The organism is Streptomyces cinereospinus (genome assembly GCF_042430725.1).
GTDB lineage: Bacteria > Actinomycetota > Actinomycetes > Streptomycetales > Streptomycetaceae > Streptomyces > Streptomyces cinereospinus.
Genome location: NZ_JBHMCY010000001.1, coordinates 196,233 through 212,306 on the forward strand (window position 1 = coordinate 196,233; position 16,074 = coordinate 212,306).

The 16,074-nt window shown below is 72.5% G+C and carries 14 protein-coding genes and 1 tRNA gene; 6 read left to right on the forward strand and 9 right to left on the reverse strand.

Annotation, left to right across the window (positions count from 1 at the left end; translation table 11 throughout):
- Positions 1–116 precede the first annotated feature (116 nt).
- Entirely contained in the window at positions 117–1,052 is a 936-nt protein-coding gene (locus tag ACFF45_RS00870) for a MerR family transcriptional regulator (protein ID WP_381340471.1), read from the reverse strand.
- A 130-nt stretch (positions 1,053–1,182) separates the two neighbouring features.
- Positions 1,183–2,940, reverse strand: a complete 1,758-nt coding sequence (locus ACFF45_RS00875) for an SDR family oxidoreductase (RefSeq protein WP_381340473.1) — start codon at positions 2,938–2,940, stop codon at positions 1,183–1,185.
- 289 nt (positions 2,941–3,229) lie between these two features.
- Here ACFF45_RS00875 and ACFF45_RS00880 point away from each other — a divergent pair, with 289 nt between their 5' ends.
- The 6 genes from ACFF45_RS00880 (at position 3,230) to ACFF45_RS00905 (ending at position 7,439) form a co-directional block, all read left to right on the forward strand.
- Positions 3,230–4,207: an ABC transporter ATP-binding protein gene (locus ACFF45_RS00880; protein ID WP_381340566.1), complete on the forward strand. Its 978-nt coding sequence runs from the start codon at positions 3,230–3,232 to the stop codon at positions 4,205–4,207.
- Positions 4,197–5,105, forward strand: coding sequence for an ABC transporter permease (locus ACFF45_RS00885; protein WP_381340475.1), 909 nt, complete (start codon positions 4,197–4,199; stop codon positions 5,103–5,105). The genes ACFF45_RS00880 and ACFF45_RS00885 overlap by 11 nt, the downstream gene beginning before the upstream one ends.
- On the forward strand, positions 5,102–6,013 hold the full coding sequence (locus ACFF45_RS00890) for an ABC transporter ATP-binding protein (RefSeq protein ID WP_381340478.1): 912 nt from the start codon (positions 5,102–5,104) through the stop codon (positions 6,011–6,013). Before ACFF45_RS00885 ends, ACFF45_RS00890 begins: the two co-directional genes overlap by 4 nt.
- Positions 6,014–6,023: 10 nt before the next feature.
- The gene (locus ACFF45_RS00895; RefSeq protein WP_381340480.1) at positions 6,024–6,743 is read left to right on the forward strand and encodes an ABC transporter permease subunit; all 720 of its coding nucleotides are present in this window, start codon (positions 6,024–6,026) and stop codon (positions 6,741–6,743) included.
- Between the two features lie 94 nt (positions 6,744–6,837).
- Positions 6,838–7,080: an SGM_3592 family protein gene (locus ACFF45_RS00900; protein ID WP_381340482.1), complete on the forward strand. Its 243-nt coding sequence runs from the start codon at positions 6,838–6,840 to the stop codon at positions 7,078–7,080.
- Between the two features lie 271 nt (positions 7,081–7,351).
- Positions 7,352–7,439, forward strand: a tRNA-Ser gene (locus ACFF45_RS00905).
- A 458-nt stretch (positions 7,440–7,897) separates the two neighbouring features.
- Here ACFF45_RS00905 and ACFF45_RS00910 read toward each other — a convergent pair.
- The 7 genes from ACFF45_RS00910 to ACFF45_RS00940 all read right to left on the reverse strand — a co-directional run bounded on the left by ACFF45_RS00910 (position 7,898) and on the right by ACFF45_RS00940 (position 16,027).
- On the reverse strand, positions 7,898–8,719 hold the full coding sequence (locus ACFF45_RS00910; RefSeq protein ID WP_381340485.1) for an HAD family hydrolase: 822 nt from the start codon (positions 8,717–8,719) through the stop codon (positions 7,898–7,900).
- Entirely contained in the window at positions 8,716–9,993 is a 1,278-nt protein-coding gene (serS, locus tag ACFF45_RS00915) for a serine--tRNA ligase (RefSeq protein ID WP_381340487.1), read from the reverse strand. The genes ACFF45_RS00910 and serS overlap by 4 nt, the downstream gene beginning before the upstream one ends.
- A gap of 541 nt (positions 9,994–10,534) precedes the next feature.
- Positions 10,535–11,467, reverse strand: a complete 933-nt coding sequence (gene pheA / locus ACFF45_RS00920; protein ID WP_381340490.1) for a prephenate dehydratase — start codon at positions 11,465–11,467, stop codon at positions 10,535–10,537.
- A gap of 133 nt (positions 11,468–11,600) precedes the next feature.
- Positions 11,601–12,941 carry an iron uptake transporter deferrochelatase/peroxidase subunit gene (efeB, locus tag ACFF45_RS00925; protein ID WP_381340492.1) on the reverse strand — a complete coding sequence of 447 codons (1,341 nt, stop codon included), beginning with the start codon at positions 12,939–12,941 and terminating at the stop codon, positions 11,601–11,603.
- Between the two features lie 8 nt (positions 12,942–12,949).
- On the reverse strand, positions 12,950–14,923 hold the full coding sequence (locus tag ACFF45_RS00930; protein ID WP_381340494.1) for a copper resistance CopC/CopD family protein: 1,974 nt from the start codon (positions 14,921–14,923) through the stop codon (positions 12,950–12,952).
- 13 nt (positions 14,924–14,936) lie between these two features.
- The gene (locus tag ACFF45_RS00935; protein ID WP_381340497.1) at positions 14,937–15,380 is read right to left on the reverse strand and encodes a copper chaperone PCu(A)C; all 444 of its coding nucleotides are present in this window, start codon (positions 15,378–15,380) and stop codon (positions 14,937–14,939) included.
- Positions 15,377–16,027: an SCO family protein gene (locus ACFF45_RS00940; RefSeq protein ID WP_381340499.1), complete on the reverse strand. Its 651-nt coding sequence runs from the start codon at positions 16,025–16,027 to the stop codon at positions 15,377–15,379. Before ACFF45_RS00940 ends, ACFF45_RS00935 begins: the two co-directional genes overlap by 4 nt.
- Positions 16,028–16,074: the final 47 nt, after the last annotated feature.

Consider the following 16,074-nt stretch of genomic DNA (forward strand, 5'->3'; position numbering starts at 1 on the left):
GCATGCCGGGAGAGACGTGGATCACGCACGTGATGTAGTCCCAGAGGTTTGATCCACAATGAACTGAGGTTATCCACAGCGAAATGGCCCGGGCTGTGGACAAGTACCCCGGCGCATCACGCCTCTTCGTCGGCGTCCGGCCTCCGTGGCCCGCTCGCCGCGAGTTCGTCCAGCATCCGCGCCCGCACCTCCCGCTCGACGGCGAGCGCCACGAACGTCCCCGCCTGCTCGGCGCCGACCAGCGTCTCGACGGCCCGCACCGTGTCCGCCGGTATCCGCACCGGTCGCATCCCGTCCCCCGTGCCGGCGGCGACGCGTCCGCCGAGCCGCCGGCGCAGGTGCCGGGACGCCGACGCGCGCATCGCACGCGCCAGTTCGGCGTCCACCGTCTGGCGGGCGAGCGGGCGCAGCCGCCGTACCAGGGACGCCGCCTCCGCAGCGTCCGCGGCGGTCGCAGGGTGCGGTCCGTCGAGCCGGCGGGCGAAGACGTGCTCGGTGGTGAACTCCAGGAAGCGGGCGGTGATGTGCTCGACCTGTGCCCTCAGCTCCCGCAGATGACCGGCGATCGCGGACAGCGGCACCCCGGCGGCGTGCAGCTCCACCGCCACCGCCAGCTCCTGGGGGCCCGGGACGACGAACACGTCCGTGTCGCCCGGGACCGGCTCCAGTACGCCGAGCTCCACGGCCTGGGCGATCGCCGTGTCGTCGGAGGCGCCGCCGAAGCGCTCGGTCAGCTCGGCGCGGGTGATCCGCGACGGCTCCTCACCGGTCCAGGGGCTGTCCACCTCGGTGACCAGCCCGAGGATCCCGCCGAGGCCCCGCCCGGTGTCGTGGGCCTCCAGCAGCTCCTTGATCGAGGCCAGGGTGTAGCCGCGGTCCAGGAGGTCGGCGATCTGGTGCAGACGGTCGACGTGCGTGTCCGTGTAGGCGTTGGCGCGGCCTCGGCGCTCCGGGCGGGGGAGGACGCCGCGGTCCTGGTAGGCGCGGATGGTGCGGACGGTGGTGCCGGTGAGATGGGCGAGGTCCTCGATCCGGTACGTCCGCCCGCTCATACGTGGGCCCCGCTCGCAGACGGGAGTCCGCCCGGGCGGCCTTGGGCCTCGTTCGCAGACGGGAGTCCGCCCGGGCGGCGCTGGCCCCACCGCACAGAGGGCCTTCCGCCCGGGCGGCCCCGGACCCCGCTCACAGACGGATCTCCACCCGGGCGATCCTGCGCAACGCACCCGGCAGGAACCGCGCCAGCAGGTGGGCGGCGCGCGCCTCAGGCGTCACCGGCACCATCGCCTCGTTGCGCGCGACCGCGCGCAGGATCGCGTCGGCCACCTTCTCCGGCGGGTAGTTCCGCAGCCCGTACAGGCGGGCGGACCGCTCCCGGCGGCGCTTCGCCTCCACCTCGTCCACGCCCGCGAAGTGCGCCGTCGACGTGATGTTGGTGTGGACGAAGCCGGGGCAGATCGCGGTCACGCCGATGCCCCGCCCGGCGAGTTCGGCGCGCAGGCACTCGCTGAGCATCAGCACGGCCGCCTTGGAGGTGCTGTAGGCGGGCAGCGCCCGGGAGGGCTGGTACGCCGCCGCCGACGCGGTGTTGACGATGTGGCCGCCCTGACCGCGCTCGGCCATCTGCCGCCCGAACAGCCGGCAGCCGTGGATCACACCCCACAGGTTGACGTCGAGGACCTTGCGCCAGTCGTCCGGAGTGGTGTCCAGGAAGGGACCGGCCAGGCCGATCCCGGCGTTGTTCACCAGCACGTCCACGACGCCGTACGCGGCGGCGACCCGCTGCGCGAGCTTCTCCATCGCGTGCTCGTCGGAGACGTCGACCGTCTCGGCCCAGGACTCCCGCGCACCGCTCCGGCGGCATGCCCCGGCGGTCCGCGCCGCCGCCTCCGCGTCCCGGTCGACGGCGATCACGCGCGCGCCGGCCCGCGCGAAGGCCAGCGCGGTGGCCCTGCCGATGCCGCTGCCCGCGCCCGTGACCAGCACGAGCTGCCCGCCGAAGCGGTCGGCCCAGCGGCCCGTCGCCTCGATCACCGGTCTGCCGCCTTCGGTCGCGCGCACGAACTCCCCGATCCAGGCGGTGAGCTGGTCCGGACGCGTGCGCGGGATCCAGTGCCGGTCGGGCAGCGTCCGCCGGGTCAGGTGCGGAGCCCACCGCTCCAGGTCGTCGTAGAGCCGCTCGGACAGGAAGGCGTCCCCGAGGGGCGTGATGAGCTGCACGGGCGCGTGCGCGTACGCGTCCGGGCGGGGCATGCGCAGCCGGGGCCGCACGTTGTCCCGGTACAGCCACGCCCCGTGGGCCGCGTCGGTGGGCAGCGAGGGGGTCGGGTAGGCGCCGGAGGGGACCTTCTCGACGCGCTCCAGGATGCGCGGCCAGCGCCTGCCGAGCGGGCCGCGCCAGGCCAGTTCGGGCAGGACGGGCGTGTGCAGCAGATACACGTACCAGGACTTGGCGCCCTGTCCGAGGAACTGGCCGACCCGGCGCGGGGTGGGACGCCTGACCCGCTGCTTGAGCCAGTGGCCGAAGTGGTCCAGGGACGGCCCCGACATCGAGGTGAAGGAGGCGATCCGGCCCCTGGTGCGCGGCACGGTGACGAACTCCCAGGCCTGCACCGACCCCCAGTCGTGCCCCACCAGGTGCACCGGACGGTCCGGGCTCACCGCGTCCGCGACGGCCAGGAAGTCGTCCGTCAGCTTCTCCAGCGTGAACCCGCCGCGCAGCGGCCGCGGCGCCGTCGACCGGCCGTGGCCCCGGACGTCGTACAGCACGACGTGGAAGTGTCCGGCGAGGCGGACCGCGACCTCGGACCACACTTCCTTGCTGTCCGGGTAGCCGTGCACGAGGACCACCGTCGGCTGCTCCGGATCCCCCAGCTCGGCCACGCACAGCTCGACCCCGCCCGTGCGCACCCGGCGCTCCCGCGCTCCTGCAAGCACCGTCACTCCTCCTCCGCCCAGCGCCGCACTCCCACGCGGGGAGCCTCGCTCGCGTACCTCGTGACATCGATGAATGTGACAGTCGTCCAAGGCCGCGTCAAGGGACCGCGGGGGCCTGTGGACAAAAGGACCCGCGCGGGCCTGTGGACAGCCGCGCGGATGTGGACGACCAGGGACGCGCCGGTGGTGCCTCAGGGGAACGCTCAGGGTCCCGTCCTACTCGAGGCTGACCCGGAGACGGCCCCGCGGTCTGACGACTCACGTGGCGTGCATCACTATCGTCGACGACGTGACTGTGATCGCGACCGAAAGCCTGAGCAAGCGGTTCCCCCGGGTGACCGCGCTTGACCGGCTCTCCGTGGACGTCGGGCCCGGTGTGACCGGACTCGTCGGAGCCAATGGGGCCGGCAAGTCCACACTGATCAAGATCCTGCTGGGTCTGTCCCCCGCCACCGAGGGCCGCGCCGAAGTGCTCGGACTCGACGTCGCCACCGAGGGCGCCGCCATCCGTGAGCGCGTCGGGTACATGCCGGAGCACGACTGCCTGCCGCCCGACGTCTCGGCGACCGAGTTCGTCGTCCACATGGCGCGCATGTCCGGCCTCCCGCCGTCCGCCGCGCGCGAACGCACCGCGGACACCCTGCGCCACGTCGGCCTGTACGAGGAGCGCTACCGCCCCATCGGCGGCTACTCCACCGGCATGAAGCAGCGCGTCAAGCTCGCCCAGGCCCTCGTCCACGACCCGCGGCTGGTCTTCCTGGACGAGCCGACCAACGGCCTGGACCCGGTCGGCCGGGACGAGATGCTCGGCCTGATCCGCCGCATCCACACCGACTTCGGCATCTCCGTGCTGGTCACCTCGCACCTGCTGGGCGAGCTGGAGCGCACCTGCGACCACGTGGTCGTGGTCGACGGCGGCAAGCTCCTGCGCTCCAGCTCCACCACGGACTTCACCCAGACCACGACGACCCTGGCGATCGAGGTCACCGACACCGACGAGCACCCGGACGGCACCCGGGCGGTGCGCGAGGCGCTCCACGCGCGCGGGGTCGCCGTCGCCGCCGGCAGCGGACTGCCCGGCGCCGGCCACGTCCTGCTGCTCACCGCGCAGGGCGAGGAGACCTACGACCTGGTCCGGGACACGGTCGCCGAGCTCGGCCTCGGCCTGGTGCGCATGGAGCAGCGCCGGCACCACATCTCGGAGGTCTTCACGACCGAGAGCCGCACCGACACCGACGAGCAGCGGAAGGAGGCGGTCCGCCATGGCGGTTGAGCAGCCCGTGACCACGGCGCCGGGTGACCAGACCCGCATCCACAACATCGGCTACCGCGCGTACGACGGCCCGCGCCTGGGCCGCGCCTACGCGCGCCGCTCCCTCTACTCGCAGTCGCTGCGCGGCTCCTACGGCCTCGGCCGCTCGGTGAAGTCCAAGGTGCTGCCGATGCTGCTGTTCGCGGTGATGTGCGTGCCCGCGGCCATCATGGTCGCCGTCGCGGTCGCCACGCGGGCCGACGACCTGCCCGTGGACTACACGCGCTACGCGATCATGATGCAGGCCGTGATCAGCCTGTACCTCGCCGCCCAGGCGCCCCAGTCGGTCTCGCGGGACCTGCGCTTCAAGACGGTCCCGCTGTACTTCTCGCGGCCCATCGAGGCCGCGGACTACGTACGCGCCAAGTACGCGGCGCTGGCCTCGGCGGTGTTCGTCCTCACCGCCGCCCCACTGCTCCTCCTCTACGCGGGCGCGCTGCTGGCCAAGCTCGACTTCGCCGACCAGACCAAGGGATTCGCACAAGGACTCGTCTCCGTGACACTGCTCTCACTGCTCCTGGCCGGCATCGGCCTGGTCATCGCGTCGGTCACCCCGCGCCGCGGCTTCGGCATCGCCGCCGTGATCGCCGTGCTGACCATCTCCTACGGCGCGGTCTCCACCCTGCAGGCCATCGCCGACGCGCAGGGCACCTCGGACGCCATCGCCTGGATCGGCCTGTTCTCGCCCGTCAGTCTCATCGACGGCGTGCAGTCCGCCTTCCTCGGCGCGGTCTCGACGTTCCCCGGCGGGATCGGCCCCACGGCCGCCGAGGGCGCCGTCTACCTCGTCGTCACCCTGGGCCTGATCGCCGCGAGCTACGGCCTGCTGATGCGCCGCTACAAGAAGGTGGGACTGTGACCACGCTCTCCCTCGACCACGTCTCCCGCTGGTTCGGCAACGTGGTCGCCGTCAACGACGTCACCATGACCATCGGCCCCGGCGTCACCGGCCTGCTCGGCCCCAACGGCGCCGGGAAGTCCACCCTGATCAACATGATGGGCGGCTTCCTGGCCTCCTCCACCGGCACGGTCACGCTCGACGGCCGGCAGGTGTGGCGCAACGAGTCGATCTACCGGCACATCGGCATCGTCCCCGAGCGCGAGGCGATGTACGACTTCCTCACCGGGCGCGAGTTCGTCGTCGCCAACGCCGAGTTGCACGGCCTCGGCGCCAAGGCGGCCCAGAAGGCGCTCGCGACGGTCGAGATGGAGTACGCGCAGGACCGCAAGATCGCCACGTACTCCAAGGGCATGCGGCAGCGCGTGAAGATGGCGAGCGCGCTGGTGCACGAGCCCTCGCTGCTCCTGCTCGACGAGCCCTTCAACGGCATGGACCCGCGCCAGCGGATGCAGCTGATGGACCTGCTGCGGCGGATGGGCGACGAGGGCCGCACGGTGCTGTTCTCCTCCCACATCCTCGAAGAGGTCGAGCAACTCGCCTGGCACATCGAGGTGGTGATCGCCGGACGGCACGCGGCCAGCGGTGACTTCCGCAAGATCCGCCGCCTGATGACCGACCGCCCGCACCGCTACCTGGTGCGCTCCAGCGACGACCGCGCCCTCGCGGCCGCGCTGATCGCCGACCCGTCGACGTCCGGCATCGAAGTGGACCTGGCCGAAGGAGCATTGCGCATCCAGGCCGTCGACTTCGGCCGCTTCACCGCCCTGCTGCCCCGGGTGGCCCGGGACCACGGCATCCGTCTGCTGACGGTCTCGCCGTCCGACGAGTCCCTCGAGTCCGTGTTCTCGTACCTGGTCGCGGCGTAGGAGGCCGAAGATGTACGACCCCACAGTCGCCCGGCTCACCTACCGGGCCCTGCTCGGCCGGCGCCGGGCCCTCATCCTCGGCGCGCTGCCGCTGCTGCTGATCGCCATCTCGGTGGTCGTGCGCGCCCTGACCGGCGCCGACGACCAGACCGCCGCCGACCTGCTCGGCGGGCTGGCGCTCGCCACGATGGTGCCGATCATCGGCGTCATCGCGGGCACGGGCGCGATCGGCCCCGAGATCGACGACGGCTCGGTCGTGTACCTGCTGTCCAAGCCGGTGAAACGGCCGACGATCATCTTCACCAAGCTGATCGTGGCGATCGCGGTGACCATGGTGTTCTCGGCGGTGCCCACGCTGATCGCCGGCTTCGTCCTGAACGGCAACGGCCAGCAGATCGCCGTCGCCTACACGGTGGCCGCGCTGGTCGCCTCGATCGCCTACGCCGCGATGTTCCTGCTGCTCGGCACGGTCTCCCGGCACGCGGTGGTGTTCGGCCTGGTGTACGCGCTGGTCTGGGAGGCGCTGTTCGGCTCCCTGGTGGCCGGGGCGCGCACCCTCAGCGTCCAGCAGTGGTCGCTGGCGGTGGCCCACAGGGTGGGCGACGGTCAGCTGGTGACCTCGGACGTCGGGCTGCCGACGGCGACGGTGCTGCTGGTCGCGGTCACCGTGCTCGCCACCTGGTACGCCGCGCAGAAGCTGCGGACGCTGACGCTGGCCGGCGAGGAGTGAGGGACCGGGCCCCGGCGGCCCGGACCTGACGGCGCCTTGACCTCCGTCCGCGCACACTGGGCGGAGGCAGGCACCGCACGGACGGGAGGACGCGATGGCAGCCGGGACGCCGCAGCACGGGGACCAGGAACCATCCGGGGACGACGCCTGGGACGACGTGGTCCTGGACGACGACTTCGTCCGCGCGGCCGGGACGGCGGAACCCTCGGGGCGCGCCCGCATGCTGGCCGCCCGCTGGCGCCGTGAGCAGCCCGAGCCGCAGCCGTGGCGGTCCGACGAGCCGCCGGCGGGCTGGTTCTTCAGCAAGGTCCGCCGGCGCAGATGGCGGCGGCGGTAGGGCGATTCCGGCCGCGCTTAATTCGGTGGCGCCCAACGGGGCGCGCGGGCATGCTGGTTGCGTCCAGGACGCCGGGACCGAGCCGGCGCCGCGTACCGGGAGAGGAGCCGGACGATGTCCATGCACGGCAGTACGTCCGGCTCCCGTCAGGGCAGCCTGCGGCGGACTCCGGAGTAGCCGTTACCGCTCCGTCGAGCCCGCCCCGCACGGGGAACTGCCCGGGGCGGCCGCTTCGAGCACGCGATGTCGCTCTCGCGTGGGCCGCCCACCCGGAGGATTGGCCGAGTGGTAAGGCACTGGCTTGCTAAGCCATGGTCGGGCCTGGAAAGCCCGCGCACGTTCGATCCGTGCATCCTCCGCCGCCCGCAGCGGGCCGCGCATCCGCATCCTCCGCGGCCCGCTGGGGTCTGCGTGGCTGCGTCCTTCGCGGCCCGCTGTGGCCCGCGCATCCGCGTCCTCCGCGGCCTCGCTGCGGTCTCCCCGCCCTGCACCTTCGCGGCCCGCCGTGGCCTGTGTGCCTGCGTCCTTCACGGCCTGCTGCGGTCTGTGTGCCTGCGTCCTTCACGGCCTGCTGCGGTCTGTGTACTGCATTCTCCTGCGCCCGCACCGACTCGCGTGCCTGCACCCTCCACCGCCGCACCCTCAGCCGCCCGCACCGATCCGCGCCCGTACCGATCCGCGCCCGCACCGGCCCGGTCCGCACCGCACCGGCCCGCACCGCACCGGCCCGGACCGCGCCGCGCCACACCGGACGCGCTGACCCGCTCGGCCGGCTCGTAAGGCCCGCCGCGGACCGCGTCCGGAACAAGGGCCGGCCTCAGCCCGCCAGCAACCGCTCCAGCACCACCGCGATCCCGTCCTCCTCGTTGGACGCGGTCACCTCGTCCGCCACCGCCCGCAGTTCCTCGTGGGCGTTGGCCATCGCCACGCCCCGGGCCGCCCAGGCGAACATCGGTATGTCGTTGGGCATGTCGCCGAAGGCGATGGTGTCCGCGGCCTGCACGCCCAGGCGCCGGGCGGCCAGGGACAGCCCCGTCGCCTTGGACAGGCCGAGCGGGAGGAGTTCGACGATGCCCTGACCCGCCATGGTGACGGTGACGAAGCCGCCCGCGGCCCGCTGGGCCTCCTCCGCGAGTTCGTCGTCCGTCAGCGTCGGATGCTGGATGTAGATCTTGTTCAACGGCGCGGACCAGAGGTCCGCCGCCTCGGTGAACGGCGTCGCGGGCAGCCCGCCCTGGAGCGCGTAGCCCGGCCCGATCAGCACCTCGCCGTCCAGGCCGTCACGACTGGCCGCCAGGTGGAGCGGACCGACCTCTGCCTCGATCTTGGCCAGGGCCACCCCCGCCAGCTGCCGGTCCAGGGTCACCGACGTCAGCAGCCGGTGCTCGCCGGCGTCGTACACCTGTGCGCCCTGGCCGCAGACCGCGAGGCCGGTGTAGCCGAGGTCGTCGAGGATGTGCCGGGTCCAGGGGACCGCGCGGCCGGTGACGACGATGTGGGCGGCGCCCGCCGCGGTGGCCGCGGCGAGCGCGTCCCGGGTGCGTCGCGAGACCGTGTCGTCGGAGCGCAGGAGCGTGCCGTCGAGGTCGGTGGCGATCAGCCGGTACGGGAACCCGGTGGCGGAGTCCGCGCCGCTCACGGGGCCACCGGCGCCAGGACCTCCCGGCCGCCGAGGTACGGGCGGAGCACCTCGGGCACCCGCACCGAGCCGTCGGCCTGCTGGTGGTTCTCCAGGATGGCGACGATCGTGCGCGGTACGGCGCACAGGGTGCCGTTGAGCGTCGCCAGCGGACGCACCTTCTTGTCCTCGCGCACACGGATCGACAGCCGGCGGGACTGGAACTCGGTGCAGTCCGAGGTCGAGGTCAGCTCACGGTACTTGCCCTGGGTCGGGATCCACGCCTCGCAGTCGTACTTGCGCGCGGCGGAGGCGCCGAGGTCACCGGAGGCCACGTCGATCACCCGGAACGGCAGCTCCAGCGAGGTCAGCCACTGCTTCTCCCACTCCAGCAGGCGCTGGTGCTCAGCCTGCGAGTCCTCGGGGGCGACGTAGGAGAACATCTCGACCTTGTCGAACTGGTGCACGCGGAAGATGCCCCGGGTGTCCTTGCCGTGCGAGCCGGCCTCGCGGCGGAAGCAGGGCGAGAAGCCCGCGTAGCGCAGCGGCAGCTTGCCGGCGTCGAGGATCTCGTCCATGTGGTACGCGGCCAGCGGCACCTCGGACGTGCCGACCAGGTACAGGTCGTCGTCGGCGAGGTGGTAGACGTCCTGGGCGGCCTGCCCGAGGAAGCCGGTGCCGGCCATGGACTGCGGGCGGACCAGCGCGGGGGTGAGCATCGGGGTGAAGCCGGCCGCCGTGGCCTGCGCCATCGCGGCGTTCACCAGGGCCAGCTCCAGCAGCGCGCCGACGCCGGTGAGGAAGTAGAAGCGCGAGCCGGAGACCTTCGCGCCGCGCTCGACGTCGATCGCGCCGAGGATCTGGCCGAGCTCCAGGTGGTCCCGGGGCTCGAAGCCCTCGGCGCCGAAGTCGCGGATCGTGCCGTGCGTCTCCAGGGTGACGAAGTCCTCCTCGCCGCCCACGGGGACGTCCGGGTGGACGAGGTTGCCGAGCTTGAGGAGCAGTTCCTGGGTCTCGGTGTCGGCCGCGTCGCGCTCCGCGTCGGCGGCCTTGACGTCGGCGGCGAGCTGGCTCGCGCGCTTGAGCAGCTCGGCCTTCTCGTCGCCGGAGGCCTTGCCGATGAGCTTGCCGAGGCCCTTCTGCTCGTTGCGCAGCTCGTCGAAGCGGACGCCGGACGACCTGCGCCGCTCGTCGGCAGACAGGAGGGCGTCGACGAGCGCGACGTCTTCTCCACGGGCACGCTGGGAGGCGCGCACACGGTCGGGGTCCTCACGGAGCAGGCGAAGGTCAATCACGCGCTCCAGGCTACCGGTGCGGGGTGAGGGCCCACGACTCACTATTTCGTACTGCGGCTTACGCGGCGGTATGCGGGAATTGTCGGCAATTGCGCGTTCTGGTCAATAACGATCTCCCTGGTCCCTTGTTCGGGGCAGTCGCGGAGGTGCCGGTTGACTGGATTCCCCTGCGCGGGAAGGGACTTGGGATCTTGGTTGTCCACAGGAATCCCCACCCGCCGAAAAGTTATCCACAGGGTGTGCGGAAGAACTGTGGATTTCGAATTGATCAATCCGGCGGACCCCGGCAGAACCTTGGATTCCCAGGGGAAACTTCCCTTACGCCCACTTTTGGGTGGAAGTACATCGTCCCAAAGGGTTACCTGAAGGAAAAGGGTGGACGAAGGGTGACCTGCGCGCCGATGGATGCCAGAGAGGGTTGTAGGGCGATTTGTCGACAGCATCATGATTCACTGTCGACTTGTCCCCAGGTCGAGAAGCGGACCTGTGGATAACGCCTGTGGATAACGGCACTCTGCAGGTGGGACCGGTCGGTGGCCGGTCAGAACCGGCCGTCCTGGCACCGGGCCACCCAGTCCGCCGCCGAGGTGAACTCGGCGTCCGACGTTCCGGGCCGGGGCGGCGACACCTCCCCGGGCTGCATGCCCGCGCGCGGGTACGACCCGAGGAAGCGCACCTGGAGGCAGATCCGCTTCAGCCCCATCAGGGCGTCGGCGACCCGGCGGTCGGAGATATGGCCCTCGGCGTCGATGCAGAAGCAGTAGTTGCCGATGCCGGCACCGGTGGGCCGGGACTGGAGCAGCATCAGGTTGATGCCCCGGGTGGCGAACTCGCCCAGCAGATCGCGCAGGGCACCGGGGTGGTCGTCGCGCTGCCACAGCACCACGGACGTCTTGTCCGCACCGGTCGGCGCGGCGGGCCGGGCGGGCCGGCCGACCAGCACGAACCGGGTCTGCGCGTTCTCCGCGTCGTGGATCTCGGTCTCCAGGGCCACCAGACCGTACCGGGAGGCCGCGAACTCGCCCGCGAAGGCGGCGTCGTACTGGCCCTCCTGGACCAGGCGTGCGGCGTCCGCGTTCGAGGCGGCCGACTCCCAGACGGCGTCCGGCAGGTTCCGCTGCAGCCAGTTGCGCACCTGCGGCTGGGCCGCCGGGTGCGCGGAGACCGTCTTGATGTCCGCCAGCTCGATGCCGGGCCTGACCAGCAGCGCGAAGGTGATCGACAGCACCACCTCGCGGTAGATCATCAGCGGCTGGCCCGCGACCAGCTCGTCGAGGGTGGTGGTGATGCCGCCCTCGACGGAGTTCTCGATCGGCACGAACGCGGCCTCGGCCTCACCCACGCGGACCGCGTCCAGCGCGGACTGCACGGACACGTAGGGGATCAGCTCACGGGTCGCCGCCTCCGGCAGCGTCCGCAGAGCGACTTCGGTGAAGGTGCCTTCGGGACCGAGATACGCATAGCTCGCTGGCATGTCCTCACCCTAATGGGCGCCGGGCGCCCGGCTCACGCGTTGTGCGGGGGCCGCCTCCCGTGAGTGAACACGCCCTCTTTCTGGGGTGACCAGGGAAGAAGCGGCCCGTGCACGCGGCGATGCGAGGGACGGCTCACCCCTCCAGCAACGCCTGCCCCACGTATCCGCCGTCCGCCGCCCCGCCCGGCACGGCGAACAGCCCGCTCGCCTCGTGCCGGATGAACGGCGACAGCGCGTCCCCCCGGTCCAGCTTCCGCTGCACGGTCACGAACCCCCGCAGCGGATCCGCCTGCCAGCAGATGAACAGCAGCCCCGCGTCCGGCACCCCGTCCCCGTCGAAGCCGTCGTGGTACGAGAACGGGCGCCGCAGCATCGCCGCGCCCCCGTTCTGGTCGGGCCGGCTGATCCGCGCGTGCGCGTCGACCGGGACCACCGGGTTCCCCTCGGCGTCCGTCTTCTCCAGGTCCATCTCGGTCGTCTCGGACCCGCCCGTCAGCGGCGCCCCGTCGGACTTGCGCCGCCCGATGACGTCCTCCTGCTCCTTGAGGGAGAGCCGCTCCCAGTCGTCGAGGAGCATGCGGATCCGGCGGACGACGGCGTAGGAGCCGCCGGCCATCCACGCCGGGTCGGAAGCGCCGGACTCCGGCACGAAGACCCGCCGGTCGAAGTCGGCGTCCGCCGGCTTCGGGTTCCGCGTCCCGTCGACCTGGCCCATGAGGTTGCGGGCCGTCATGGGGTGGGCGGTGGCACCCGGCGACCGGTTGAAGCCGTTCATCTGCCAGCGGACCCGGGCCGCGCCGCCCGCGTCCTTCTGGATCGCGCGCAGGGCGTGGAAGGCGACCAGGGCGTCGTTCGCGCCGATCTGCACCCACAGGTCACCGTTGCTGCGCGCCGTGTCGAGTTGGTCGGAGGAGAAGGCGGGCAGCGGGTCGAGGGCGACCGGCCGCCGCTTCTCCAGCCCCGTACGGCCGAAGAAGCTGTGCCCGAACCCGAAGGTGAGCGTCAGCGACGACGGTCCGGCGTCCCGCGCCACGTCCGTGTCGCCGTCCCCGGCGGGCTCGCCCGCCATCAGCCGCCGGGCCGTCCCGGACCAGCGGCGCAGCAGGGCGGCCGCCTCCCTGCGGCCCGCGCCGGCGGCGAGGTCGAAGGCGACGAGGTGGCCGCGCGCCTGCATCGGCGTGGTGATCCCGGGCTGATGTTTCCCGTGAAACATCACCTGCTCGGCACCCAGCGAGGTGAGCGGTGTCGCCCGCGCGGGCGCGGCGGCGTACCCGGCGGCACCGCCCGCCGCGCCCAGCACCAGCCCGCCGGCGCCGGCGGAGGCGAGCAGCGTCCGGCGCGAAAGGCCCTCCCTGGGGGACGCGTCGGACGAGACGGCCCTCTGGGGAGGCGCGTCCGCCGGGACGGCCCCCGGGGGCGGTGTCCCGACCGTGCGGGCCCTTGCGGTGGACCGGTCAGCCGTGTGGTCAGCCATGGTGATGTTCAGCCGATCTGCGCGTTCTTGGAGACGGTCACTTGGTCGATGTCGGAGGTCCGCACGGTCACGGCGATCTTCCACTCGCCCGCCATGGGGATCTGCACTCCGCTCGCCGACCAGTGTCCGGTGGTGATGTGGTCGGGAACGACGGGCAGCGGCCCGAGATTCCTGGACTCCAGGGTGAAGGCGACCTTCACCTCGGGGGGGTCGAAGGCCCGCCCGTTGGGGCGCTGCACATAGACGTGCATCTCGTTGCCGCCCACCCGCGCGGGGTCGATGTCGAGCCGTACGACGCCCTTGCCGTCCGTGCCGCCGGCGTCGAAGGCCATGTCCAGGGTGACCACCCCGGTGGCCGAGGACGCGGCGGACGACGAGGACGCGGCGGCCGCCTCGGCCTCCTCGACCGTGCGTCCCGGCTCGGCGGACGTCAGGGCGGTCGTCACCGCGAGCAGGACCACCGCGACGCCCGCCTCGGCCAGCACCGAGCGGCGCAGCCCGTAGCGCTGCGGATCGGCGTCCCGCTCCCGCTTCCGCCGCGCCGCGGCCACGGCGGCCCGCTGCCGCGCGAGCTGAGCGGCCCGCCGCGAGTCCCCGGACCCGCTGCTCTTGCCCGGCTCGTCCCCACCGGCACCGGCGGCACCCCTCTGGGAACCCCCGGACCCGGACCCGGCCCGCGCCCCTGACCCGTTCCGCGCCGCCGCCTTGGCACTCTCCCGCTCGCGGCCCTTGCCCGCCGCACCGGCGGCCACGCTCTCCGCCAGCTGCCCGGTCCACCGCCGGGAGATCCACGCCACGCCGACCAGCAGCACCACCAGCCCCACCTTGACCAGCAGCAGCTGTCCGTACCGCGTCCCGGTGAGCGCCGACCAGGAGCCGACCTGGCGCCACGACTGGTACAGGCCGGTCGCCACGAGCGCGAGCACACTGCCGAAGGCGATCCGCGAGAACCGCCGCACGGCACGCGCCGGGAGCGGGGTCTGCACCGGCGCCCGGTACAGCGACACCAGCAGCGCGCCCAGCCCGCCGAGCCAGGCCGCCACCGCCAGCAGGTGGACGACGTCGACCGGCATCGCGATCCCCGGCTGGAGCCCGGAGGACGCGTGCTCGGCCATCGCCCAGGTCGCCGCGATCCCGGCGGCCACGACACCCCCGCCGAGCGCCAGCGCGAACGTCAGATCCCGCTTCTCGCCGTCGTCCCGTTTGTCGTACGCGCCGAAGAGCACGGCGATGAACAGCGCCGCCGCCGCGAGCAGCAGCAGCCGCGAGACGAGCGCCGCCCCCGTCTTGGTCTGGAGCACCTGCCCGAGCAGATCGAGGTCGAAGACGTCACCGAGCGCCCCCGAGCGGGTGTAGGAGCCGCGCAGCGCCAGCAGCCCCAGCGTCGCCGCGGTGAGCGCCATCCAGCCCGACACGACGAGCCGCTGCACGGCCCGCACGCCCGAGCCGCGCGGCCAGCAGGCCAGGACGAAGGCCACCCCGCCGGCCAGCACGGCGTAACCGGCGTACGAGACATAGCGCCCGAACCCGTACAGCCATCCGACGACCCCGCCCCCGGCGGTCCGCTCCGCCGGTGTCACGGAGGTCGACGAGGGGGCGCCGATGGAGAAGGTGTAGGCGCCGGACACGGGATGGCTGTCGGCGGACACCACCTGGTAGGCCACCGTGTACGTGCCGTCGGACAGGCCCGGGCGCAGCTTCACCGCGTACGTCGTGCCGCCGACGGCGCGCGCCTCGCCGGTCTGGGCCCGCTCACCCTTGGGGTCGAGCACCTGGAGCGAGTCGTCGGAGAGCGAGACGGCCTCGGAGAAGGTGAGCGAGACCTGCGCCGGGGCCGTGTCGACCACCGCCCCCTGCCGGGGGTCGCTGCCGGTCAGCGCGGCGTGCGCGGACGCGGGCGCCGCGCCGCCGAGGAGCAGCGCCGCGGCGGCCAGGAGCAGCAGTACCAGGCTCCGGACGCGGGGAACGATGGTCGGTGTCACGGTGGTCCCTCCCTCAGTGCCCGGAGTGCGGGGTGTACGTCGCGGACTCCACCGGCATCTCCACCGTGACGGGGTCGGCGCCGGCGAAGCGCAGTTCGACGGAGACCGTCTCGCCCTGCCTCGGCCTGCGCTTCAGCTGCTCGAACATCAGGTGGCTTCCGCCGCTCTCCAGGACGAGTTCACCGTGCGCGGGCACCGCGAGCCCGGTGGCCTCCCGCATCGCCGAGTCGACCGTCTCGTGCACGGTCACCTCGCCGATGTCGCTGGTCACGGATGTCAGCTCGGCCGCCGTACCGCCCTCGTTGGCGATGGTCAGGAAGCCCGCCGCCATGGAGTCCGAGACGGGCTGCGGCATGTAGGCGGCGCTGACGGAGAGGTCCGCCGGCGCGTCGGAGCCGCAGCCCGCGAGCACCAGCGCCCCCGTCAGCGCGGCCGCCGACACGGCCGTCCGCCTCACGGGTTCTCCCCCTTGACGAGCTTGGGGAGGTCCTTGATGTAGTCGTCGACGGTGGCGTCCTCGCCGTACAGGACGTATCCGGCGTCGGTCTTCGGCGAGAAGGCGACGACCTGGGTGCCGTGCGTGGAGACCGTCTTGCCCTTCTCCTGGTGCGGCGGCTCGATGGAGATGCCGAGCGTGCGGGCGCCGGCCTGGATGGTGTCGAAGTCCCCGGTCAACCCGACGACCTGCGGGTCGATGCCCTGGAGCCACGTGCCGAGCGCGGCCGGGGTGTCCCGCTCCGGGTCGGTGGTGACGAACACGATCCGCAGCTCGTCCTGCGCCGCGCGGGGCAGCTCGGTCTTGGCGACGGCGATGTTGTTCATCGTCAGCGGGCACACGTCGGGGCAGTTGGTGTAGCCGAAGTAGATCAGCGTGGGCCTGCCCGCGGTCTCCTTGCGGAGGTCGTACTCCTGGCCCTCGGTGTCCGTCAGGACCAGGTCCGGCTTCTCGAACGGCTGGTCGAGGACGGTGCCCGGCTTGTCGGAGCCGGCCTCCTCGGAGACCACGGTGACGGGCGCACCGCCGTCGTCCTGCGTGCCGCAGGCGGACAGGGTCAGGGAGGCGGCGGCGAGCAGCGCGGCCGCCGCGAACGTCTTCTTGCGCATAGAAAAATGTCCCAGATGTGAGATAACCGATGGGGCCGGGGGCGCAT

Coding starts and splice junctions, on each gene's coding strand:
- ACFF45_RS00870 (WP_381340471.1), bottom strand. CDS start 1,052: ATGAGCGGGCGGACGTACCGGATCGAGGACCTCGCCCATCTCACCGGC.
- ACFF45_RS00885 (WP_381340475.1), top strand. CDS start 4,197: ATGGCGGTTGAGCAGCCCGTGACCACGGCGCCGGGTGACCAGACCCGC.
- ACFF45_RS00895 (WP_381340480.1), top strand. CDS start 6,024: ATGTACGACCCCACAGTCGCCCGGCTCACCTACCGGGCCCTGCTCGGC.
- ACFF45_RS00900 (WP_381340482.1), top strand. CDS start 6,838: ATGGCAGCCGGGACGCCGCAGCACGGGGACCAGGAACCATCCGGGGAC.
- pheA (WP_381340490.1), bottom strand. CDS start 11,467: ATGCCAGCGAGCTATGCGTATCTCGGTCCCGAAGGCACCTTCACCGAA.
- efeB (WP_381340492.1), bottom strand. CDS start 12,941: ATGGCTGACCACACGGCTGACCGGTCCACCGCAAGGGCCCGCACGGTC.
- ACFF45_RS00940 (WP_381340499.1), bottom strand. CDS start 16,027: ATGCGCAAGAAGACGTTCGCGGCGGCCGCGCTGCTCGCCGCCGCCTCC.